General features: G+C 71.7%; 22 protein-coding genes. 17 read left to right on the top strand and 5 right to left on the bottom strand.

Annotated features, from left to right (window positions below; all coding sequences use genetic code 11):
* The first annotated feature begins 126 nt into the window (after positions 1-126).
* Positions 127-339 carry a hypothetical protein gene (locus FHS44_RS21455; RefSeq protein ID WP_184717348.1) on the top strand — a complete coding sequence of 71 codons (213 nt, stop codon included), beginning with the start codon at positions 127-129 and terminating at the stop codon, positions 337-339.
* Positions 340-479: 140 nt separating this feature from the next.
* Entirely contained in the window at positions 480-1,532 is a 1,053-nt protein-coding gene (locus FHS44_RS21450; protein ID WP_184717346.1) for a YncE family protein, read from the top strand.
* A 50-nt stretch (positions 1,533-1,582) separates the two neighbouring features.
* On the opposite strand, the gene FHS44_RS21445 is transcribed toward FHS44_RS21450, so the two are convergent.
* Complete coding sequence (locus FHS44_RS21445; protein ID WP_184717344.1) at positions 1,583-1,972, bottom strand: RidA family protein; 390 nt, start codon at positions 1,970-1,972, stop codon at positions 1,583-1,585.
* Between the two features lie 61 nt (positions 1,973-2,033).
* Between FHS44_RS21445 and FHS44_RS21440 the strand changes: the two genes are divergently transcribed.
* Positions 2,034-2,636: a CGNR zinc finger domain-containing protein gene (locus FHS44_RS21440; protein WP_184717342.1), complete on the top strand. Its 603-nt coding sequence runs from the start codon at positions 2,034-2,036 to the stop codon at positions 2,634-2,636.
* Positions 2,637-2,701: 65 nt separating this feature from the next.
* Here the strand turns inward: FHS44_RS21440 and FHS44_RS21435 are convergent, their stop codons facing one another.
* On the bottom strand, positions 2,702-2,908 hold the full coding sequence (locus tag FHS44_RS21435; RefSeq protein WP_184717341.1) for a cold-shock protein: 207 nt from the start codon (positions 2,906-2,908) through the stop codon (positions 2,702-2,704).
* 371 nt (positions 2,909-3,279) lie between these two features.
* Between FHS44_RS21435 and FHS44_RS21430 the strand changes: the two genes are divergently transcribed.
* Positions 3,280-4,743: an MFS transporter gene (locus FHS44_RS21430; protein WP_184717339.1), complete on the top strand. Its 1,464-nt coding sequence runs from the start codon at positions 3,280-3,282 to the stop codon at positions 4,741-4,743.
* On the opposite strand, the gene FHS44_RS21425 is transcribed toward FHS44_RS21430, so the two are convergent.
* Positions 4,705-5,556, bottom strand: coding sequence for a helix-turn-helix transcriptional regulator (locus FHS44_RS21425; protein WP_184717337.1), 852 nt, complete (start codon positions 5,554-5,556; stop codon positions 4,705-4,707). The two genes, FHS44_RS21430 and FHS44_RS21425, sit on opposite strands and share 39 nt — an antisense overlap.
* Before the next feature lie 77 nt (positions 5,557-5,633).
* On the opposite strand from FHS44_RS21425, the gene FHS44_RS21420 reads away from it, so the two are divergent.
* The 3 genes from FHS44_RS21420 to FHS44_RS21410 all read left to right on the top strand — a co-directional run bounded on the left by FHS44_RS21420 (position 5,634) and on the right by FHS44_RS21410 (position 7,297).
* A complete protein-coding gene (locus FHS44_RS21420; protein WP_184717944.1) occupies positions 5,634-6,587 on the top strand; it encodes an LLM class F420-dependent oxidoreductase in 954 nt (317 codons plus the stop codon).
* Entirely contained in the window at positions 6,584-7,036 is a 453-nt protein-coding gene (locus tag FHS44_RS21415) for a DUF6789 family protein (RefSeq protein WP_184717335.1), read from the top strand. The genes FHS44_RS21420 and FHS44_RS21415 overlap by 4 nt, the downstream gene beginning before the upstream one ends.
* A 102-nt stretch (positions 7,037-7,138) precedes the next feature.
* Complete coding sequence (locus FHS44_RS21410; protein ID WP_184717333.1) at positions 7,139-7,297, top strand: hypothetical protein; 159 nt, start codon at positions 7,139-7,141, stop codon at positions 7,295-7,297.
* Between the two features lies 1 nt (position 7,298).
* Here the strand turns inward: FHS44_RS21410 and FHS44_RS21405 are convergent, their stop codons facing one another.
* Positions 7,299-7,973, bottom strand: a complete 675-nt coding sequence (locus FHS44_RS21405) for a DUF6766 family protein (protein WP_184717331.1) — start codon at positions 7,971-7,973, stop codon at positions 7,299-7,301.
* A gap of 93 nt (positions 7,974-8,066) precedes the next feature.
* Positions 8,067-8,435, bottom strand: a complete 369-nt coding sequence (locus FHS44_RS21400; RefSeq protein WP_184717329.1) for a hypothetical protein — start codon at positions 8,433-8,435, stop codon at positions 8,067-8,069.
* Positions 8,436-8,723: 288 nt separating this feature from the next.
* Here FHS44_RS21400 and FHS44_RS21395 point away from each other — a divergent pair, with 288 nt between their 5' ends.
* The 10 genes from FHS44_RS21395 to FHS44_RS21350 all read left to right on the top strand — a co-directional run bounded on the left by FHS44_RS21395 (position 8,724) and on the right by FHS44_RS21350 (position 19,752).
* Positions 8,724-10,364 carry a carbamoyltransferase family protein gene (locus FHS44_RS21395; RefSeq protein WP_184717327.1) on the top strand — a complete coding sequence of 547 codons (1,641 nt, stop codon included), beginning with the start codon at positions 8,724-8,726 and terminating at the stop codon, positions 10,362-10,364.
* Positions 10,361-11,488, top strand: coding sequence for a glycosyltransferase family 2 protein (locus FHS44_RS21390; protein ID WP_184717326.1), 1,128 nt, complete (start codon positions 10,361-10,363; stop codon positions 11,486-11,488). The genes FHS44_RS21395 and FHS44_RS21390 overlap by 4 nt, the downstream gene beginning before the upstream one ends.
* 193 nt (positions 11,489-11,681) lie before the next feature.
* Positions 11,682-12,722, top strand: coding sequence for a glycosyltransferase family 9 protein (locus tag FHS44_RS21385; protein ID WP_312863760.1), 1,041 nt, complete (start codon positions 11,682-11,684; stop codon positions 12,720-12,722).
* On the top strand, positions 12,719-13,906 hold the full coding sequence (locus FHS44_RS21380; RefSeq protein ID WP_184717324.1) for a glycosyltransferase: 1,188 nt from the start codon (positions 12,719-12,721) through the stop codon (positions 13,904-13,906). Before FHS44_RS21385 ends, FHS44_RS21380 begins: the two co-directional genes overlap by 4 nt.
* A gap of 5 nt (positions 13,907-13,911) precedes the next feature.
* Positions 13,912-14,463, top strand: a complete 552-nt coding sequence (locus tag FHS44_RS21375) for a D-sedoheptulose-7-phosphate isomerase (RefSeq protein ID WP_184717323.1) — start codon at positions 13,912-13,914, stop codon at positions 14,461-14,463.
* Entirely contained in the window at positions 14,460-15,818 is a 1,359-nt protein-coding gene (gene rfaE2 / locus FHS44_RS21370) for a D-glycero-beta-D-manno-heptose 1-phosphate adenylyltransferase (RefSeq protein WP_184717322.1), read from the top strand. The genes FHS44_RS21375 and rfaE2 overlap by 4 nt, the downstream gene beginning before the upstream one ends.
* A 12-nt stretch (positions 15,819-15,830) precedes the next feature.
* Entirely contained in the window at positions 15,831-16,511 is a 681-nt protein-coding gene (locus FHS44_RS21365) for an SDR family oxidoreductase (protein ID WP_184717320.1), read from the top strand.
* A gap of 411 nt (positions 16,512-16,922) precedes the next feature.
* Positions 16,923-17,882 (top strand): glycosyltransferase family 9 protein, encoded by a 960-nt coding sequence (locus FHS44_RS21360; protein WP_184717318.1) that lies wholly within the window; start codon positions 16,923-16,925, stop codon positions 17,880-17,882.
* Entirely contained in the window at positions 17,879-18,835 is a 957-nt protein-coding gene (locus tag FHS44_RS21355; RefSeq protein ID WP_184717316.1) for a UDP-glucuronic acid decarboxylase family protein, read from the top strand. Before FHS44_RS21360 ends, FHS44_RS21355 begins: the two co-directional genes overlap by 4 nt.
* Before the next feature lie 671 nt (positions 18,836-19,506).
* Positions 19,507-19,752 (top strand): hypothetical protein, encoded by a 246-nt coding sequence (locus FHS44_RS21350; protein WP_184717314.1) that lies wholly within the window; start codon positions 19,507-19,509, stop codon positions 19,750-19,752.
* Positions 19,753-20,264 lie beyond the last annotated feature (512 nt).

Below are 20,264 nucleotides of genomic sequence, written 5' to 3'. Positions count from 1 at the left end.
GAAAAGCGGAAACGTCGTGAAATCTGGACCGCGGACCGGGACGTGAGCAATTCTTACGACCACAGATCGGAAGCGGCCCCGAAGAACACCGCGGATTTCACGCCGCGCCCAGGAAAAGAGGCTCACATGTCCGTCCGCACCACGCGCCCCTCACCGGCGACCATGCCCTCCGGCCATCGCATCGTCGTCCTGATCGTGGTCGTCCTCGTCACGGTGGCGCTGCGCATGAGCGGGCAGCCGCTGCCCGAGAGCCTCCTGCTGGTGCTCGCGACGGGCGGCGTGGCCGCCCAGATCGTCACGTGGCTGGCGAGCGGAACGGCCAGACTCAGGTGGCCGTGACAGGGCGGCGGCCGATTGCGTCAGGTGGAAGGTGTCATGGCCGATATCGGCATTGATGGTCATCGGGATGGCCACGGAGGATGGGGACGACGGCGGGCGCCCGGCCGGAATCCATCTCTCCACGCTGAAGGACCATGACCATGAGCTTTCCCGGCGGTGCCCAGTTGGCCGTGCTGAGCCAGAGCGGCCACACGCTGAACTTCTTCGATCTCGACTCGGGGCGGCGCACCGACGTCGTCGATGTGCTGCCCGAGGGTCATGAGCTGTGCTTCGACCCCGCGCGGCGGGTGGTGTACGCCAGCCACACCTACCGGTCCGGCCACTATCTGGCGCACGAGGAGAAGGGGACCGAGATCAGCGTCGTCGACGTGGACACGCACAGGATCCTCGACGTCATCGACCTGGCGCCCGAGCACGCGCCGCACGCCCTCCAGCTCGACCCGGCCACCGGCCTGCTGTACGTCAGCGTCGAGGGAGGTCCGCAGGGGGCGGGCGGGCTGCTGGCCCTCGATCCTCTGACGCGGGAGGTCAGGGCCAGATACTCGGCCGAGGCTCCCATCCCGCACTGGGCCGTCCTCACCCCGGACGGCCGCAGGGCGTACACGGCCAACAAGCAGAGCCCGTACGTGTCGGTGATCGACCTGGCCGGCGGCGGGCCGGTGCGGCGCGTCCCGGTCGCCGGGAGCGAGGACCTGGCCCTCTCACCGGACGGGACCCGGCTGTTCGTGGCCACGCCGACGATCTCCGTCCCGGCCGATCCGCGGGCGACCTACGCGGTCCAGGTCGTCGACACCGCCTCGGACGAGATCGTGCACGCCATCCCGCTGGAGGAGGTTCCCAGCCCGGTCCACGTGACCGACGATGGGACGCTGCTGGTCGGTCAGTGGCGGTTCACCGGCGCCCCCGCAGGCCCGCCGTTCCGCAGTGGACTGCTGTCGGTCTTCGACGCCGCGACCTACGAGCCGCGTGCCGAACTTGAGGTCGGGCTCGGCCCCATCAACATCGTCTCCACACCGGACTCCACGACGGCGTTCGTCGCCAACCTCCAGTCGGGCACCGTCAGCGTGGTCGACCTCACGACGTTCCGGGTGGTGACGACGCTGGAGGTCGATCGCGGCGAGAGGCTGCCCGCGGGCCGAGGCGTCCCGAACCAGGGCGCGCACGGCCTGGCATACATCCCGGCGGCGGGCTAGCACGGGTCGACCCTGGTCGTACGGCTGCCCGCCCATCGCCGGGATCGGCCTCACACGACGGCGACGGCGTCGATCTCCACGAGGCATCCGGGGTTCAGACCGGCGACGATGTGGAGCGTGATGGCCGGGGGCGGGGCGGCGAAGTTCCACACCTGGCGGAAGGCCGTCACGCCCTCGTCGAAGGAGTTGCCGTCGACCACGGCGATCGTCCAGTGGACGATGTTCGCCAGGGTCGCGCCCTCGCTCTCCAGGATGGTCGAGAGGTTGTGGAAGATCTGCGCGGCCTGTTCCCCGACCGTGGGGCCGACGACCTTGCCGTCGGGGCCGACGCCGTTCTGGCCGCCAATGTAGATCGTCTTCGTCGGCTGCTCGACCACGACGGCCTGGCTGAAGGCCGGGCTGCGGTGGAGTCCCTCGGGGTTGATGTGCCGGACGCCCATGCGCTTCCTCCTGTTGACACCGGTAATAGTGGTTTCGTCTGACACCAGTTATAGTGGTTACATGCGCACGAACGCAAACGGACGGGTGCTCCACGATCCCCGGGGCGGGTCGTTCCGCTTCGACGCGGGGGCTGTCTGCCTGGACTTCGCCTACACCGGGGGCGAGGGGCGTTACGCGGTCTTCGAGACCCTCCACGAGCCCGACGACCTGGGCGGATGGCTGGCCCAGCCGCCGCTGGGGGCGGTCATGACGGTCCCGGTGACGGCCGACGACCTGGTCACGGCCAAGGCTCTCCGTCAGGCGATCTGGGAGGCGGCGCGGGCCAGGGCGGCGGGCCGTCCGCTGCCTTCGGAGGCGGTCGCGGCCGTCAACCGGGCCGCCGCGGAACCGCCACTGGCCCCCGAACTCGACCCGACCGGCACGGCCACCCGGTGGGCGGCGCCGGTGCGGACCACACAGGTGCTGTCAACGCTGGCGCGGGAGATGATCGAACTGCTGTCGGGGCCGCTGGCCGGGCGCTTCCGCGAGTGCGCGAGCGAGACCTGCCCGCTGGTGTTCGTCGACTCCTCCCGCCCGGGAGCCCGGCGCTGGTGCGCGATGGAGCGCTGCGGCAACCGTCACAAGCTCCGCGCCCTGCGTGCCCGCAGGACCACGGACACCTGACGCGGTGGAAAAGAATCAGGGCCCGCACCCGTGAAGGTGCGAGCCCTGGTTCGTGTGGTTCTTCGTCAGACGACGACGATGTTCTCGGCCTGCGGGCCCTTCTGGCCCTGGGTGACGTCGAAGGTCACCTTCTGGCCGTCGCGCAGCTCGCGGTAGCCGCCTTGGGCGACGATGTTGGAGTAGTGCGCGAAGACGTCGGCGCCGCCGCCGTCCTGCTCGATGAAGCCGAAGCCCTTTTCAGCGTTGAACCACTTCACGGTGCCAGAAGCCATGTTGGTCTCCTCTTGGTATGTGTAAATCCGAAACCCGCACCTACACGAGTTTCGCGTCGCCGTGATAGGCCCACACCCGGAGAAGACCGGTAAACAAAAAATGCACCCGAGGCCACAAACCGTCAGGTGCACACAAGTTCATTATGGGTACCAAAACTGCAACTGCTTTCAACCTATCACACGCCCAGGGGAGCTACGCGTCCCCCGCCCGCGACCGGGGCGACCTCATCCCGACAGGTGAGGAGGAAACGGCCGATGACGCCGCGCGCACTGTCCGGATGAGGCCAACGCCGTACGGGAGCCTGCACCTGGCAGGTGTACCTTCGGCGGGGGGCTGGTTGGGTGTTCCCGGGGGTCGCAGGCTGGGCGCCATGACGACAGGGACACTCCCCGGTGCCGTACGGCTCGGGCTTCACGGCTGGCTCATCCTCATCACCCTGTGCGGGGCGACGTTCATGACCGGGCTGGACTACTCGGTCATCACGGTCGCGCTCCCGGAGATCGGACGGGACCTGCACTTCGCGGGCGCCTCGGCCCTGCAGTGGGTGGCCACCGCGTGCCTGCTGCCGACGGCGGCGCTGATGCCGCTGTTCGGACGGGCCTCGGACATGGTCGGCAGGCGCAGGCTGTTCATCGTCGGGGTGGCGACCTTCACCGTGTTCTCGCTGCTGGCCGGGCTCGCGCCCAATCCCGGGCTGCTGGTGGCCGCGCGGGCGGGGCAGGGGGTCGCGGCGGCCATGATCGGCCCGACCGCGCTGGCCCTGATGACCGCCGCCTTCCCCGAGGGACCGCGACGCACGAGAGCCCTGGGGGTCAACGGCGCCCTGCTCTCGCTGGGGTTCGTCGTCGGGACGATCGGCGGCGGCCTCATCACCAGCGGCCTGAACTGGCGCTGGACCATGCTCATCCTGTTCGGCATCGGCGTCCTGGTGATGCTGGGCGCGATCACCGTGGTCCGTGAGACGACCTCCCCGAGCCGGACCAGGCTCGACATTCCCGGTGCGGTCCTGGCCAGTGGCGGGCTGTTCGCCCTGGTCTACGGCATCTCCACCGGTGGTGAGGCGGGCTGGGGCAGCCTCCCGACGCTCGCGACGCTGCTGGCCGCGGTGGTCCTCCTCGGCGCCTTCCTGGTCGTCGAGTCACGGTCGGCGGCGCCGCTGGTCCCGCCGCGGTTGCTGCGCCGTCCCACCGTCACGTGGGGCATGACGGTCGGGCTGGTCACCTTCGGGATGTGCGGCGGGGCGACGCTGCTGCTGAGCATCCACATGCAGGACGTGCTGGGCTACTCGCCGCTTCAGACCGGCCTCGGCTTCCTGGGCGAGGGCGTCGCGGCCCTGCTCGCCGGGACGGTCGTGGCGCGGCTGATCAGCGCCGCGGGCACCGTCACGACCATCGTGGTCGGCCTCGCCGTACAGGCCGTGGGAACGGCGGCGATGGTGTTCCTGCCCGCGGAGGGTGGCCTGGTCACGCTGCTGGTGACCTCGGCCACGATGGGCTTCGGGCACGTCCTGACCGTGGTGGCCGCGATCACGACGATCACCTCGGGGCTGGACGAGGCCGACCAGGGGGTGGCGGGCAGTCTCGCCCAGATGCCCACCTTCGTCGGCGCCGTCGGCGTGGCCGGGCTCACCGCGATCGTCGCCGCCCGCACCGAGGCCCTGGCCCCCACGACCACCAAGGCACTGGCCACCCTGGGTGGGCTGCACACCGCCTTCCTGGTGGCCGGTGTGGTCGCGCTGCTCGGCGCCGTGGCCGGGGGCCTGCTGCTCCGCCGTACGAGCCGGTTGAGGATCGTGTCACGGGCGCTCAGCGAGCAGGTCGGCCAGGTGTCGTAGCCGGTCCCGCGACGGGGAGCCGACCTCGGCCTGGAAGACCGTCACCCCCTGGCCCTCGTCGTCGGGCGTGCGCAGCAGCTCGGCGGTGAGGGTCATCACGCCCACCACGGGATGGCGGTAGTCGCGGGTGACCGAGGCACAGGTGCTCACCGGGTGCTCGGCCCACAGGGCGCGGAACTCCGGGCTGGCCGCCGTCAGCTCCTCGACCAGCGCGATCAGCCCCTCGTCCCCGGGGAACCTGCTCAGCGCCCCTTCCAGGTAGGCGATGTCGTCGCGGGCCTTCTGCTCCCAGTCGACGTAGAGGCCACGGGAGAACCCGGTCTCCAGGAAGTCGATCAGGACGAAGTTCGGCCTCGCCTCCCCCTCCGGGATCTCGAACGGCCAGTGCGGCGCGAGCAGGGCGTGCGCCAGGCGGTTCCACGCCAGGATGTCGCCCCGCCTGCCGACCGCGATGGCGGGTACCTCGGTGAAGGAGTTCACCATGAGCCGCACCCCGGGCCGCAGCCGTTCCGGCCTGACCTGCTCGCGGAGACGGGAGGCCCTGGCCAGCCGGTGCAGGTGGGCGATCTCCTCGCCGTCGAGCCCGAGGACGCGGGCCACGGAGTCCAGGACCTCCTCCGAGACGTTCGGGCTCTGGCCCTGCTCAAGCCGGGTGTAGTAGCCGACGCTGACCCCGGCGAGCGAGGCTAACTCCTCCCTGCGCAGCCCGGCGACCCTGCGGCTCCGCACCCCGGAGCGCAGCCCCACGTCCTCGGGCCTGAGCCTGGCCCGCCGCGACCGAAGAAACTCACCAAGAGCAGAACTCGGGTACATACCACCAAAGGTTATGGGTCTGTTTCACCCGGACAGGCGGGGTAGGGGAAGAACCCACCTGTCGAAGGGAGCCGATGGTGACCAGGTTCGGCTATTTCCTGAGCTGTGAGGAACACGATCCCAAGGAGTTGGTACGGCAGGCGAAGCTGGCCGAGCAGGCCGGGTTCCAGGCCCTGTGGATCTCCGACCACTATCATCCGTGGCTCGACGAGCAAGGTCAGAGCCCGTTCGTGTGGAGCGTGATCGGCGCGCTGGCCGAGGCCGTCTCACTGCCGATCACCACCGCCGTCACCTGCCCCCTGGTGCGGATCCACCCCGCGATCATCGCCCAGGCCGCCGCGACCAGCGCCGTCCTCACCGATGGCCGCTTCCGCCTTGGTGTGGGGACCGGCGAGGCGCTCAACGAGCACATCCTCGGTGACCCGTGGCCGCCCGCGGCCGTACGGATGGAGATGCTTGAGGAGGCCGTCGAGCTCATACGGCGGCTGTGGACCGGCGAACTGGTCACCCACCGTGGCCAGTACTACGACGTGGACACCGCCAGGCTCTACACGCTGCCCGAGGAACCGCCGGAGGTGTACGTCTCCGGCCTCGGGGAACGCGCCGCCGAGCTGGCCGGGCGGATCGCCGACGGCTTCGTCACCACCGGCCCCAGCGCCGAGCTCGTGGAGGCGTTCCACAAGGCGGGCGGCGCGGGCAAGACGACGCAGGGCGGGCTGAAGGTCTGCTACGCCGCCGACGAGGCCCAGGGCCGCGCGCACGTGCACCGGTTGTGGCCGAACCAGGGCATCAAGGGCGAGGCGTCGCAGCTGCTGCCGCTGCCCCGGCACTTCGAGCAGCTCGCCGAGATGGTCAGCGAGGACGACGCGGTCGCCTCCTCCCCCTGCGGCCCCGACCCGGAACGGCACCTGGCGGCCATCCGCGAGTACGTGGACGCCGGGTTCGACGAGGTCTACGTCAACCAGATCGGCCCAGAGCAGGACGCCTTCTTCGACTTCTACGCCACCAAGATCCTGCCGGAGCTGTCATGACCGGGCGGGGGCTGGTCGAGGGCGGCGTCGGCGGCGCGGTGGCCACCGCCGCGATGAGCGCGGTGATGCTGGCGGGCAGCAAGGCCGGGCTGATGGAGGACCAGCCGCCCAAGCACATCGTCCGCGCCGCCCTGCCCGGCCACTCTCGCCGCAGGAAACCGGGTGAGGGCGTGCTGGCGGCGCTGGCCCACTTCGGGTTCGGGATCACGGCGGGGGCGCTGTTCCGCCTGGTCAGCAGGGGGCGCCGCACTCCGATGCCGGTGGGGATCGGCTACGGGCTGGCGATCTGGCTGGCCAGCTACCAGGGGTGGGTGCCGGGGGTGACGGTCCTGCCGCCGATCTCCGACGACCGGCCTGGGCGCCCCGCGGTCATGGCCGCCGGGCACGTGGTCTACGGCATAGTCCTCGCGACGGTGCTGAACAGGTTCCGCTCCCGGGACGATCGGTAAAGCCTCTCTTTAACACGAAATATCCGCGTATATCGGGGTATCAATGGCCGCGCCGTACCGTCACATAAATCGTGAAGAGCGTTTTCCAGAGGGGGAATTCAGATGACCGAGACAGATCCCGAGGACACCTCGCCGCAGCCTCCGGCCCAGGTTCCGGACGACCGGGAGGGCGCCGAGGGCGCCGACGAACCGGTCGGCATCGACCCCGACGGCCCCGAGCCGCACCTGCCCGACGACCGCAAGGGCGCGCCCAAGTCCTGACTCACCCCTCGACCGCGGTCTCCTCGTGCGGGGTGCCGACGGGCTTGGACTCCGGTGAGCCACGCTGCCGCAGGTAGATCGAGAGCACCACCATGGAGAGTACGGCCAGCAGCTCCGACTGCCAGTTCTGCAGCGTACGGTTCCAGAAGTCCGGGGAGAGGACGTAACCTCCCCAGGTCACCGGGTCCTGGAGCTGCGAGAGCTGCTGCCGGTTGTAGCTGGCCGTACCCGCCACCGACTGGGCGAGCCAGGAGAGCACGAAGATCAAACCCATGAGCAGGCCGAGGGAGTTGCCGTAGAGCGTCTGCCGCAGCCCGGTCGCCCCGGCCCATCCGGGGCTGCCGGGGACGGTGTGCCGTCCGACCTTCTGCTCGGCGGCACTCCCCCTGCCCTCCTCACCGGGCTTCTTCGACTCGGGCGAGCCCCGCTGCACCAGCCACACCGTGATGACGATGAACAGCAGGAACTGGAGATACTCCGACTGCCAGTTCTCGGCCACGTCCACGGCGAAGTCCGACGAGGTGACGTAGTGCCACCAGGAGACGGCCGCGCCACCGCTGGAGAGCTGGTCGGCGTTGACGTCGGCCAGCCCGGCGAAGGACTGGCCGACCAGCGTCAGCAGGAAGGCGACCAGGAAGAACAGGCTCAGGGCGTTGTCCCGTACGAAACGTTTCACGGGCCCTCCTAACGCTGCAGCAGGCCGACGGCGAAGAAGTAGACAAGGCCGACCGCGATGACGGTCACCGTGATGACGAACATGGCGCGCATCTCAGGTCTTCACCTCGCATCTGTACGGCAGGTCACCCCGTGGCGTGCACCCCGCCGCCCGCACCAGCCACCCCCGGGGGAAGCGGTGCAGGAAGACGGTGTCGTGCGTGAGCCGTACCTGGGCCTCGTCTCCCCAGACTGCGCTCTCGCGCACCTGACCGCCCGGCAGGTCGAGATCGAGAATGGCCTTGGCGCAGTCCTGACCACCGGTGCGCAGTCCGTCTGCCGCCTCGGGAGCCAGCAGGGCGCAGGCGCGTTCCCCGTCGTGGGCGCGTACGGCGGCGTAGAAACTGGCGACGGCCTGCTCCGCGGGGACCTTTCCCTCGGTCGCGCATCCCGACAGGCCGAGCGTCAGGACAAACAGGATCACCGGTAGGACTCGGACGTTCACCCGTCCCCTCTACCCCAGCTTCTCCACTCGTCACCTGGAGCCCCCGGTTACGAGGATCTTGCCTTGGCACGGGACAGCCTCCGGCGTGTATTTCCGGGACTTTTCCCAGAGAAGCCCTGCTCATCAACACCGCAACCGATAAACCTAATTTCGATATAGAAACACACATATATACGATACCTAGCTACTTACCACGATTTTTCCTGATTTGTCGGTTTCGGGGAGGGGTTCATCGGTAGTTATCGGATGCGTACGAGAGGCGGACCCATGAGATTTCTTGGGATCAATGCGATCTTTCATGATCCGGCGGCGGCGTTGGTCGTCGACGGAGAGGTGGTCGCCGCGGCGGAGGAGGAACGGTTCAGCCGGCGCAAGCACGGGAAACGGCCGGTGCCGTTCTCGGCGTGGGAGCTGCCCGAGCGGGCGGCGGCCTGGTGCCTGGAGCGGGCGGGGCTGCGCCCCGAGGACCTGGACGCGGTCGCCTACTCCTACGACCCGGATCTCGTACGGCAGGGCCAGGCGGGGCTCGACGAACGGTGGGAGGAACTGCGCACCACGTACGCGCGGCGGGCTCCGGCCTTCCTCGCGGGGGTGCTGCCGGGGCTGGACGCGGCGCAGGTGCGGTACGTGCCCCACCACGTGGCGCACGCGGCCTCGGCCGGGTTGGCGGCGCCGTACGAGGACGTGGCCGTGCTGGTGTGCGACGGGCGGGGCGAGGCCCTGTCCCACCTGGCCGGGGTCTACGAGGACGGGCGGCTGCGGGTGCTCGCCGCCCAGGAGCTGCCGCACTCGCTGGGGCTGATGTACGAGGCGGTCACCGAGCACCTGGGATTCATGCGCTCCAGCGACGAGTACAAGGTCATGGCGCTGGCCTCGTACGGCACGCCCCGGTTCCTGGACGAGTTGCGGGAGCTGGTCTACGCCACCGGGGACGGTGGCTTCCGCGTCGAGCCGATCGACTGGGCGGCCTACGCCAAGGCGCTGCGACCGGGCCAGGAGTGGGGCGGGGAGCACGCGGACCTCGCGGCGAGCGTGCAGACCCGGCTTGAGGAGGTGCTGCTCGAACTCGCGGGCTGGCTGCACGAGAGGACCGGGCGGCGCGTGCTGACGATGGCCGGTGGGGTGGCGCTGAACTGCGTGGCCAACACCCACCTCGCCGAACACGGCCCGTTCGAACAGGTGTGGGTGCAACCGGCGGCCGGGGACGCGGGAACCGCCCTTGGTGGGGCGCTGCACCTGGCGCAGGCGTTCGGGGAGCCCGCCGCGCCGATGCAGGGGGCCGACCTGGGCAGGGAGTGGACGGACGAGGAACTCGCGGACTGGCTGCGGGCGGCGCGCGTGCCGTACGAGCAGCCCGCCGACCTGGCGGCGACGGTGGCGGCTGAGCTGGCCGCCGACCGGATCGTGGCATGGTTCCAGGGCCGCGCCGAGTACGGCCCGCGGGCGCTGGGGCGGCGCTCGCTGCTGGCGCACCCGGGCAGGGAGGGCAACACCGAGCGGCTGAACCAGGTCAAGGGCCGTGAGCAGTTCCGGCCGGTGGCGCCGATGGTGCTGGCCGAACGGGCGGGGGAGATCTTCACGCGGGGGCCGCTGCCGAGCCCGTACATGCTGTTCGTGCACGACGTGGCCCCGGAGTGGCTGGAGCGGATCCCCGCGGTGGTGCACGTGGACGGCACGGCCAGGGTGCAGACGGTGGACCGGGAGCGGGACCCGCTGCTGGCGCGGATGCTTGAGGAGTTCGCGGCGCGGACCGGGATTCCCGTGGTGGTGAACACGAGCCTGAACACCGCGGGACGGCCGATGGTCGACGACCCACGCGACGCCCTTGAGTGCTTCGGTTCCGCGCCGGTGGACGTGCTGGTGCTGGGGCCGTACCTCGTGCGCCGGGGGGCGGTGTTCGCCGCATGAACGGGCCCGAGGAGTTCACGGTCGTGATTCCCACGATCGGCCGCGCGAGTCTGGCCACGACACTGGCCGCCGTGGGGCAGGACGTGGAGGTCGTCGTGGTCGACGACCGTCCCGGTGCGGTCGCGGACGGGTTGCCGGGAGTCGCGGAACGGCCCCGGGTGCGGGTGGTGCGCTCAGGAGGCCGTGGCCCCGCGGCGGCGCGCAACGCCGGGTGGCGGGCGGCCGGGACGCCGTGGGTGGTCTTCCTCGACGACGACGTGGTCCCCGCGCCGGGCTGGGCACGGGCGGTCGCCGCCGACCTGGCCGACCTGCCGGAGGAGGTGGCGGGAAGCCAGGGCCGGGTCGAGGTGCCGCTGCCCAGGCACCGGGCGCCGACCGACGAGGAACGCAACACCGCCGCCCTGGCGGAGGCCGTGTGGATCACCGCCGACATGGCGTGCCGCAGGACGGCGCTGGAGAAGGTCGGCGGTTTCGACGAACGCTTCCCCCGCGCCTACCGCGAGGACGCCGACCTGGCGTTGCGGCTGCTCGCGACGGGCCTGCGGCTGGTGCGCGGCGACAGGACGGTACGGCATCCCGTTCGTGACGACGGCCCCTGGGCCAGTCTGCGCCGCCAGCGGGGCAACGCCGACGACGCGCTGATGCGCCGGGTGCACGGCCCCGGCTGGCGGGCGGCCGTCGGCGGCGGGAGAGGACGCCTCCGCAGGCACGCGCTGACCACCGGCCTGGGCGTGGTGAGCCTGCTCGCGGGCGCGGGCGCCCTGGTGGCCGGGAGAGGCGCCGCGCGCGCGAGGGCGGGCGCCTTGGGCCCTGTGCTCACGGGTGTGGATGCCCTGGCGAGCAGGAAAAGCCCTGTGCTCACGGGCGTGGGCGCCCTGGCAGGCAGAAGAACGGGTGCGGGTGCTCCGGCGGGCGGGAGAGGTCTCGTCGGGCGTGTCCTGTGGTGTGGCGCGGTGGTGGCGGGGGCCGGGTGGCTGGCGCTGACCGCCGAGTTCGCCTGGTCACGGATCGCCCCCGGGCCACGCACCGCCGAGGAGATCAGACGGATGGCCGTCACGAGCGCGCTCATCCCTCCGGCCGCGTGCGCGCACCGGCTGCGCGGCGAATGGCGGGTACGCCGATGACCCGCCCGACCGGTTCTCCAAGGAACCTGGAGGACGCCTCCCGGCCCCCGGCCGTGCGCGGGCACCGGCCGCGTGGTGAAGGGTGGGTGCGCCGATGACCCGCCCCTCGAAGAAGCCGCGGATCCCGTCTTCGCCCGCGACCGCGCGGGTGCGAACGTTTCCCACGCCGCGCGCCGTCACGGGGACCGTCCTGGTGGCGCGGACCGACAACGCCGGGGACGTGCTGCTGGCCGGACCCGCGATCAGGGCCGTGGCCGCCCACGCCACCGGGACGGTCGTGCTTGCCGGGCCGAACGGGCGGGCCGCGGCCGAACTGCTGCCCGGGGTTGACCGGGTGCTGTGCTGGCGCACCCCGTGGATCGACCCGGAGCCGCCGCCCCTGACCCACGAGCACGCCACCCGGCTGATCGAGATGGTCCGGGAGGTGGCGCCCGACCAGGCGCTGATCCTCACCTCCTTCCACCAGTCGGCGCTGCCGCTGGCGGCGCTGCTGCGGCTGGCCGGGGTGGGCAGGATCGCCGCGACCAGCAACGACTACCCCGGCTCCCTGCTGGACGTGCGGCACACGGTCAACGAGGACGTGGACGTCCCCGAGCCGGAGCGGATGCTCGCCCTGGCCCGCGCCGCCGGGTTCGAGCCGCCACCCGGCGACGACGGGCTGCTGGCCGTACGGCATCCGCTGCCCGAGGTCGGGCACCTGACCGGGCCGGGCGGGTATGTGGTCGTGCATCCGGGGGCGTCGGTGCCGGCCCGCGCCTGGCCCGCCGGTCACTGCGCGGAGGCGGTCCGGGCTCTGGCCGAGGCCGGGCACCGGGTCGTGGTCACCGGATCTCCTGGCGAGACGGCGCTCACCGCCTACGTCGCCGGGGAGCACGCCGTCGACCTGGGCGGCAGGACGTCGCTGGCGGAGCTTGCCGGGGTGCTGGCCGAGGCGGACGCGGTCGTGGTCGCCAACACCGGGCCCGCGCACCTGGCCGCCGCGGTCGCGACCCCGGTGGTCAGCCTGTTCGCCCCGACCGTCCCGGCCGCCCGGTGGGCACCGTACGGCGTGGCGAATGTCCTGCTGGGGGACCAGCACGCGCCCTGCCGGGGCAGCAGGGCCACGATCTGCCCGGTCGCCGGGCACCCGTGCCTGTCCTCGGTGACCGCCGAGCAGGTCGTCGAGGCGGTGCGTCGGCTGACGGCGTGGGAGGGCGAAATCGGCCACCTGACGGTGAAGGAGGAGGCGTCATGAGGATCGCTGTGGTCTCCGAGCACGCCAGTCCACTGGCGACCGTCGGCGGCGTGGACGCCGGCGGGCAGAACGTCCACGTCGCGGCCCTGGCCACCGCCCTGGCCGGTCGCGGTCACGACGTCGTCGTCTACACCCGCCGTGACGACCCCGACCTGCCGGAGACGGTGGTCATGGCGCCCGGGGTGAGCGTCGAGCACGTGCCCGCGGGACCGGCCAGGCCGATCCCCAAGGACGACCTGCCGCCGCACATGTCCTCCTTCGCGGCGTATCTGGCACGCCGCTGGGCCGCGGAGCCACCGGACGTGGTGCACGCGCACTTCTGGATGAGCGGCATGGCCGCGCTGACGGCCGCGGCCGGGGTGCCGGTCGTGCAGACCTTCCACGCGCTGGGCACGGTCAAACGACGCTGGCAGGGCGACGCCGACACCAGCCCGCCCGAACGGATCGCCACCGAGGCCGGTATCGGACGGCGGGCCGCGGCGGTCGTGGCCACCTGCTCCGACGAGGTCGCCGAACTGCGTGCGATGGGGGTTCCGGAGAGGAAGGTCTCGGTCGTACCGTGCGGGGTTGATCTGGAGCACTTCCGCCCAGAAGGTCCGGCCGCTCCCCGCAGCGGGCGTCCGCGCATCCTCAGCATCGGCCGGATGGTCGCCCGCAAGGGCGTCGACACGGTCATCCGCGCGCTGCGCCGGGTGCCCGACGCCGAGTTGGTGATCGTCGGCGGCTCCCCCGACGACGAGGAGATCGGGCGGCTGCGGCTCCTGGTGACGGGGTACGGCCTGGCGGAGCGGGTCCGCCTGGTCGGCAGCGTCGGCAGGGACGAGGTGCCCGCGCTGCTGCGTTCGGCGGACGTGCTGGTGACCGTGCCGTGGTACGAACCGTTCGGCATCGTGCCGGTCGAGGCGATGGCGTGCGGGGTGCCGGTGATCGCCTCGGCGGTCGGCGGGCACCTGGACACGGTGTCGGGGAGCGGGATTCTTGTGCCGCCGCGCAGGCCGTACGCCCTGGCCCGTGCCCTGAACGACCTGCTGGCACGCCGGGCGCTGCGGGAACGGCTCGCCGCGACCGGGGTACGGCGGGCCAGGGAGCGGTACGGATGGCCGCGGGTCGCGGCCCAGACCGAGTCGGTCTACCAGGCTCTGATCAGCGGCCGGCTGGGCCGGCTCGCCGTCGCGGAAGGTTGAGCGTGATGCATCCTCATCTGTCCCGGCTGAGCACGACCCTGGCCTCCGTCGATCGGGAGACCTCCCGGATCGAGGCGTGGGGCAGCAAGCTCGCCGCGGTGCTCGGTGGCGGGGGCCGGTTGCTGACCTGCGGGAACGGCGGTTCCGCCGCCGAGGCGCAACACCTGAGCGCCGAACTTGTCGGCCGCTACCGTGCCGACCGCCGGCCGTACGCGGCGATCCCGCTGCACGCCGACACCTCAAGTCTCACCGCGATCGCCAACGACTTCGGCACCCAGGAGGCCTACGCCCGCCAGGTGCGCGCGCACGGCAGGCCGGGGGACGTGCTGATGTGCCTGTCCACCAGCGGTGCCAGCGGAAACGTGCTGGCCGCGGCGCGGGCCGGGCGCGAGTGCGGACTGACCACGTGGGCGCTGACCGGTCCGGCCCCCAACCCGCTCGCCGAGCTGTGCGACGAGACGCTGGCGATCCCCGCCGAGGACGTGGCCACCGTGCAGGAGGTGCATCTGACGGTCATCCACATGCTCTGCGACGTGATCGAGGAGGGGTGCTCGTGACGGGTCCGATCGTGATCGTCGGCGACTGCCTGCTCGACGTGGACATCGAGGGCAGCGCGGAACGGCTCTGCCCCGAGGCTCCGGCGCCGGTCGTCGACGTGCGCGCCGAGCACCGCCGCCCCGGCGGGGCCGGGCTCGCGGCGCTGCTCGCCGCCCGTGACGGCGCCGAGGTGGTCCTGGTCACCGCCCTCGCCGACGACGCCTCGGGCCACCACCTGACGGAGCTGCTCCCCGAGGGAGTCCGGGTGGTACGGCTGCCGCTGCGGGGCGCCACCGTGCGCAAGACACGGGTCAGGGCCGGGGGGCAGACCCTGGTCAGGATCGACTCCGGGGACGGCCTCGCCCAGATCGGGGCGGACCGGGTGCTCCGTCGGCGGCTGTCGGCGGTGCTGCGCGACGCGCGGGCGGTCCTGGTCTCCGACTACGGACGCGGGGTTGCCGAGGCGTGCCGTCCCTTTCTGGAGAGCCTTGCCGTACCGGTGGTCTGGGATCCGCACTCGCGCGGCCCCACACCTCTGCCCGGCTGTGCCCTCGTCACGCCGAACGAGGCCGAGGCCACGAGGTTGTGCGCGCTGCCGTACGGGACGCCGGAGGAGGTCGCCCTGCGGCTGACCGGTGACCTCGGCGTCGGCGCGGTGGCCGTCACCCTCGGGGAGCGGGGTGCCGTGCTGGCGCACGGTGACGCCCGGCCCGTCAGCGTCCCGCCACCCGAGGTGGCCTTCGGGCGTGATCCGTGCGGCGCGGGCGACAGGTTCGCCGTGACCGCGACACTGGCCCTGGCGGACGGGGTGCCCGTCGGGGAGGCGGTCACGGCGGCGGTCGGCGCGGCCACCCGGTTCGTGAAGGCGGGAGGGGCGGCGGCGGTCCGGTCTGTCTCCCCCGCCGACATCCCCCCGCCCCGCACGTCGGCGAACGGCACTTTCGTCCGTGCCCCGGGGAGCAGGCTCGTGGCGACCGGGGGCTGCTTCGACCTGCTGCACGCCGGTCACGTCAGCCTGCTGCGCCGGGCCAGGGCCCTGGGGGACGCGCTGGTCGTGTGCGTCAACTCCGACGCGTCGGTGCGCCGCCTGAAAGGCCCGGATCGTCCGGTCATCTCCCAGCAGGACCGCGTCGAGGTGCTGCGGGCGCTGGAGTGCGTGGACGCGGTCGTCGTCTTCGACGACGACACCCCCGCCGAGGTCATCGAACGGCTCAGGCCCGAGGTGTGGGTCAAGGGCGGTGACTACACCGAGGCCGACCTGCCGGAGGCCGATGCCGTACGGCGCTGCGGGGGTGAGGTCGTGATCCTGCCCGTCGTACCCGGCTACTCGACCACCGGACTGATCACCGCCCTCCGCACGGCCCCATTCCACTAAGGAGAGACCAACATGCTGGGAAATATCCTGATAACCGGTGGAGCGTCCGGGCTTGGCAGGGCGGTGACCATCGCCGTCGCCAAGGACGGCGGCCGTCCCCTGGTCGTGGACGTCAACCCGCCGGAGAACGGCTTCGACCACGTCATCGCCGACCTGACCGACCGGGACCAGACGGAACAGGCCGTGGCCGAGCTGGCCGAACGCGCCGGGGGCCTCGACGGGGTGGTCACCGCCGCCGGGATCGACGCCTGCGGGCAACTGACCGACGTACCCGCCGACGCCTGGGAACGGGTCATCCAGGTCAACCTCCTCGGCACCGCCACGGTCGTCCGCGCCGCGCTGCCGTACCTCATCACCTCCCGGGGACGGGTCGTCACCTGCGCCTCCACGCTGGGGCTGCGGGCGCTCAGCGACGCCACCGCCTACTGCGCCTCCAAGTTCGGGGTGGTCGGGTTCACCCGCGCCCTGGCCGCCGAACTGGCCGGACGGGTCGGGGTGACGCTGCTGGTGCCCGGCGGGATGCGCACCCCGTTCTTCGACGACCGCGACGAACAGTACAAACCCGGCGCCGACACCCTGCTCAACGCCCCCGAGGACGTGGCCGCGACCGTGGTGTTCGCGCTGTCCCAGCCACAGGGATGCGAGATCAGAGAACTGGTCGTCTGCCCCTCCACCGAATCCTCCTGGCCCTGACCCACCCGGGAAAACGCCATGCCCACCCCACACCCACAGACCGCGTCTTCCGGGGGCACGGTTCTTTCATGCCCGACCTCCAGAGGTACGGCCCGCGAAGACACGTCTCCCAGAGGGACAGCGGCCGGAGACACGGCCCCCGGAAGCACCGCCTTCTCGGAGCCGGTCTCCAGGGATACGGCCCGCGAAGACACGGCTCCCAGAAAGACAGCCGGAGGCGCCGTTTTCGGGGCCGTGCTTTCCACAGGTGGTGCGGCCAAGCACCCGGTTGGAGGTGTGGCCTCCGACGACACGGTCCTCGGGAGCGTGCCCTTCGAAGGGGACGCGGCTCGGGGGCACCCGGGCAGCGGCACGGCCTTGGGGAACGCGGGCTTCGGAGACCGGGCTGAAGGTGCGGCCCAGGGTCGCGGCATGGCCGCGTCGCCTGAGACGCGGCCGGTCGTGTTGGTGTTGCGGGGGTTGGGGCTGGGGGATCTGCTGACCGCCGTACCGGCGTTGCGTGCCCTGCGGCGGGCCTGGCCCCGGCACCGGATCGTGCTGGCCGCGCCCACCGCGCTGGCGGAGCTGGCCCGCATGACCGGCGCCATTGACGAGGTCGTGGACGTCCGTGGCCCCGGTCCCGTCCCCGACCTCGGGGTCCTCGGGGTCCTCGGGGTCGACGTGGCGGTCAACCTGCACGGCGCCGGGCCGCAGAGCACCACGGCGCTGGCGCGCGTCGCCCCCGGCCGCCTGATCACCCACGCCCACCCCGCCCTGCCGTACGTGACCGGGCCCGCCTGGCGGGAGGACCTGCACGAGGTCGAGCGCTGGTGCGCCCTGCTTGAGTGGTACGGCATCGCCGCGGACCCGGCTGATCTGGCCCTGCCCGCTCCGCCCACCGAGGTGGCCGGACATGTGATCGTCCATCCCGGGGCGGCCTTTCCCGCCCGGCGCTGGCCTCCCGAGCGGTTCGCCCAGGTCGCCGCAGCCCTGGCCGGTGACGGCCACCACGTTCTCGTCACCGGGGACGCGGCCGAACGCGACCTCGCCTTCACGGTGGCCGACCTGGCGGGGCTTCCCCAGGAGGCCGTGCTCGCCGGCCGTACCGGACTGGAACGGTTGGCGGCTCTGGTCGGGGCGGCGCGGCTGGTGGTGTGCGGCGACACCGGGGTCGCGCACCTGGCCACCGCGCTGGCCACCCCCTCGGTCGTGCTGTTCGGCCCGACTCCCCCGGCCCGCTGGGGACCGCCGCCCCATGAGAGGCGGCACGTGGTGCTCTGGCGTGGCCGTACCGGCGACCCGCACGCGGCCCGGCCCGATCCCGGCCTGCTGGCCATCACCCCCGCCGACGTCCTGGCCGCCGTCACCACCCTGGAAAGGAGCCCATCATGAGAGTCCTGGTCACCGGAGGAGCCGGATTCCTCGGTTCCCACCTGTGCGAACACCTTCTGGAGCGCGGCGCCGAAGTGATCTGCATGGACAGCTTCCTGACCGGATCGCCCAGGAACGTCGAACATCTCATGGACCGGCCCGCCTTCCGGCTCATCGAGACCGATCTGACCGGGTTCGTGCACGTCCCCGGCTCCCTGGACCTCATCCTCCACCTGGCCTCGGCCGCCTCCCCCGTCGACTATCTGCGCCACCCCATCGAGACCCTCAAGGTCGGCAGCCTGGGAACCCTGCACGCCCTGGGGCTGGCCAAGGAGAAGGGCGCCCGGTTCGTGCTGGCCTCGACCAGCGAGGTGTACGGCGACCCCCTGGAACATCCGCAGCGCGAGACCTACTGGGGCAACGTCAATCCGGTCGGTCCGCGCAGCGTCTACGACGAGGCCAAGCGCTTCGCCGAGTCCCTGGCCACCGCCTACCGCAACGCCGCGACCACCGACACCGCGATCGTGCGGATCTTCAACACCTACGGTCCCCGGATGCGTCCGTACGACGGCCGCGCCATCCCCACCTTCATCCGCCAGGCCCTCAACGACGAACCGATCACCGTGACCGGCGACGGCTCGCAGACCCGCTCCATCTGCTACGTGGACGACACGATCACCGGCATCCTGGCCATGGCCGACAGCGACTTCACCGGCCCGGTCAACATCGGCAACCCCGCCGAGGTGACCATGCTCGAACTGGCCGAGACCATCCGCGACCTGACCGGATCGTCCTCGTCCATCGTCTTCGTCCCCCGCCCCGCCGACGACCCGGCCGTGCGCCGCCCGGACACGGACCTGGCCGCCTCCCGGCTGGGGTGGCACGCCACCGTCCCGGCGGTCGAGGGGCTGCGCCGTACCATCGACTGGTTCTCCACCCAGCTCCAGCGCCCCGAGGAACTCACCCGCCGTTAGGGATGGCGCGTGCGGCTGGACCTTGTCGTGGACGGTCACCGTGAGCGGGGTCCCGGTGGCGCCGGGGTGCCCAGCAGGGAGCCGCTTCCCTTCGCCGAGGCGCTCGGAGAACGGCACGACGCCTGGGTTTCGGGGCAAGCGTCAAGTCGTACCGCTCGGCCTGGTCGGGGACATCAGGTCGGACGGTCTGGCGCGGTGGGTCACCGCGCCGTGGCCAGGTGGCTTTCGTCGGATCGTCCAACGGCGTCTTGGCCCACCTGTCCGCCGCCCCTCCTGATTCCGGTACGGCGTCGCGGCGTCCCCGCAGGGACCTCCTCGGCACCGAGGAGGCGGACGCACCCGGACCCCGTCCTGCACCACCAACCAGGACCGGCTGATGATCGCGGGGATGACCTACTTCCGGGTCAAGTGGCGACGCCTGCCCGAGGCCTACCGGCGTTTCCTTGAGGCGAGCCCGGAACCCGGCGCGACCCTGGTGGTCGTGGACTGCGGCCCGCGCAGGCCGGTGACGCGGGTCGGCCCCCGCCACGTCTTCCAGCACGGCGCGCTCGGTGGCGCGACACCGCAGGAGTACGAGGTGCGCCGCTACGGCTCCCCGCACCGCAGGTGGGACTACCCACCGGTTGACGAGGAGAGCCCGGAGGCCGAGTGGGGGTTCGAGCCCTCACCGCTTGCCTGGCCTGAGGGAACTGGCCGCCCGCAACGGATGGCGTCTGCCGCGCATGCGCTTCACGGAGCCGGAGGACCTCAGCCCCGTGGTCGCCGACCTCTACCGCGACTGGTATCAACGCCGTGACCCGCCCGCCGACCGGCTGCTCGCCGAATGCTTCCTGTTCCTCGAACCGTGGTGGACGCTGCGCAGCGGCTCCGTGCCGTACTGGATGGTCTTCAACACCGACCCTCCCGCGCGAGCCTGATCAACTGTCTCGACCGTTCCGACTCCTTCTCCAAGATCAGACTGCTGCTGTTCTCCCACGGGGTGGAGTCCATCGGACCGGCATCGATCGAACAGTGGCGCCAGGTGCTGGCGTGGGCGGAGAAAATCGGCGTGTTCACCGGCTTCGACCCCCGGGCCTACCCCCGCGACTTCGCAAGCCTGGCCCGAGCCCACCACTCCCCTGGCACCACGCCGAAACCTTCCTGACCGCCCGTCTGGGGTCCCTCCAGGATGAGTTGCGATTCCTCCAGGATGATGAGCGACCCGCACCCTGGGCGCCATCGCCCGCGCCCTGGGGCTGTTGCGATTCCTCCAGGGTGATGAGCGACCTCACCGGCCTGCCCGTGTCCAAGCAGGTGCGCGAGTTGCGATTCCTCCAGGGTGATGAGCGACAGGCCGGGGAAGGCCGCTCCCTCCGGGAACACCGGCCGGTGTTGCGATTCCTCCAGGGTGATGAGCGACCCGAGGGTAAAGCCGCAGGTAAGGGGCGGG

It is taken from the genome of Streptosporangium saharense (genome assembly GCF_014203715.1).
Lineage (GTDB): Bacteria > Actinomycetota > Actinomycetes > Streptosporangiales > Streptosporangiaceae > Streptosporangium > Streptosporangium saharense.
The sequence above is the reverse complement of the archived record's forward strand: the minus strand, read 5'-3'. Positions and strand labels throughout refer to the sequence as shown.

Excerpts from the sequence above, each read along its gene's own strand:
- FHS44_RS21455 (WP_184717348.1), top strand. The coding sequence starts at position 127 with ATGTCCGTCCGCACCACGCGCCCCTCACCGGCGACCATGCCCTCCGGC.
- FHS44_RS21450 (WP_184717346.1), top strand. The coding sequence starts at position 480 with ATGAGCTTTCCCGGCGGTGCCCAGTTGGCCGTGCTGAGCCAGAGCGGC.
- FHS44_RS21445 (WP_184717344.1), bottom strand. The coding sequence starts at position 1,972 with ATGGGCGTCCGGCACATCAACCCCGAGGGACTCCACCGCAGCCCGGCC.
- FHS44_RS21440 (WP_184717342.1), top strand. The coding sequence starts at position 2,034 with ATGCGCACGAACGCAAACGGACGGGTGCTCCACGATCCCCGGGGCGGG.
- FHS44_RS21435 (WP_184717341.1), bottom strand. The coding sequence starts at position 2,908 with ATGGCTTCTGGCACCGTGAAGTGGTTCAACGCTGAAAAGGGCTTCGGC.
- FHS44_RS21430 (WP_184717339.1), top strand. The coding sequence starts at position 3,280 with ATGACGACAGGGACACTCCCCGGTGCCGTACGGCTCGGGCTTCACGGC.
- FHS44_RS21425 (WP_184717337.1), bottom strand. The coding sequence starts at position 5,556 with ATGTACCCGAGTTCTGCTCTTGGTGAGTTTCTTCGGTCGCGGCGGGCC.
- FHS44_RS21415 (WP_184717335.1), top strand. The coding sequence starts at position 6,584 with ATGACCGGGCGGGGGCTGGTCGAGGGCGGCGTCGGCGGCGCGGTGGCC.
- FHS44_RS21410 (WP_184717333.1), top strand. The coding sequence starts at position 7,139 with ATGACCGAGACAGATCCCGAGGACACCTCGCCGCAGCCTCCGGCCCAG.
- FHS44_RS21395 (WP_184717327.1), top strand. The coding sequence starts at position 8,724 with ATGAGATTTCTTGGGATCAATGCGATCTTTCATGATCCGGCGGCGGCG.
- FHS44_RS21390 (WP_184717326.1), top strand. The coding sequence starts at position 10,361 with ATGAACGGGCCCGAGGAGTTCACGGTCGTGATTCCCACGATCGGCCGC.
- FHS44_RS21380 (WP_184717324.1), top strand. The coding sequence starts at position 12,719 with ATGAGGATCGCTGTGGTCTCCGAGCACGCCAGTCCACTGGCGACCGTC.
- FHS44_RS21375 (WP_184717323.1), top strand. The coding sequence starts at position 13,912 with ATGCATCCTCATCTGTCCCGGCTGAGCACGACCCTGGCCTCCGTCGAT.
- FHS44_RS21365 (WP_184717320.1), top strand. The coding sequence starts at position 15,831 with ATGCTGGGAAATATCCTGATAACCGGTGGAGCGTCCGGGCTTGGCAGG.
- FHS44_RS21360 (WP_184717318.1), top strand. The coding sequence starts at position 16,923 with ATGGCCGCGTCGCCTGAGACGCGGCCGGTCGTGTTGGTGTTGCGGGGG.
- FHS44_RS21355 (WP_184717316.1), top strand. The coding sequence starts at position 17,879 with ATGAGAGTCCTGGTCACCGGAGGAGCCGGATTCCTCGGTTCCCACCTG.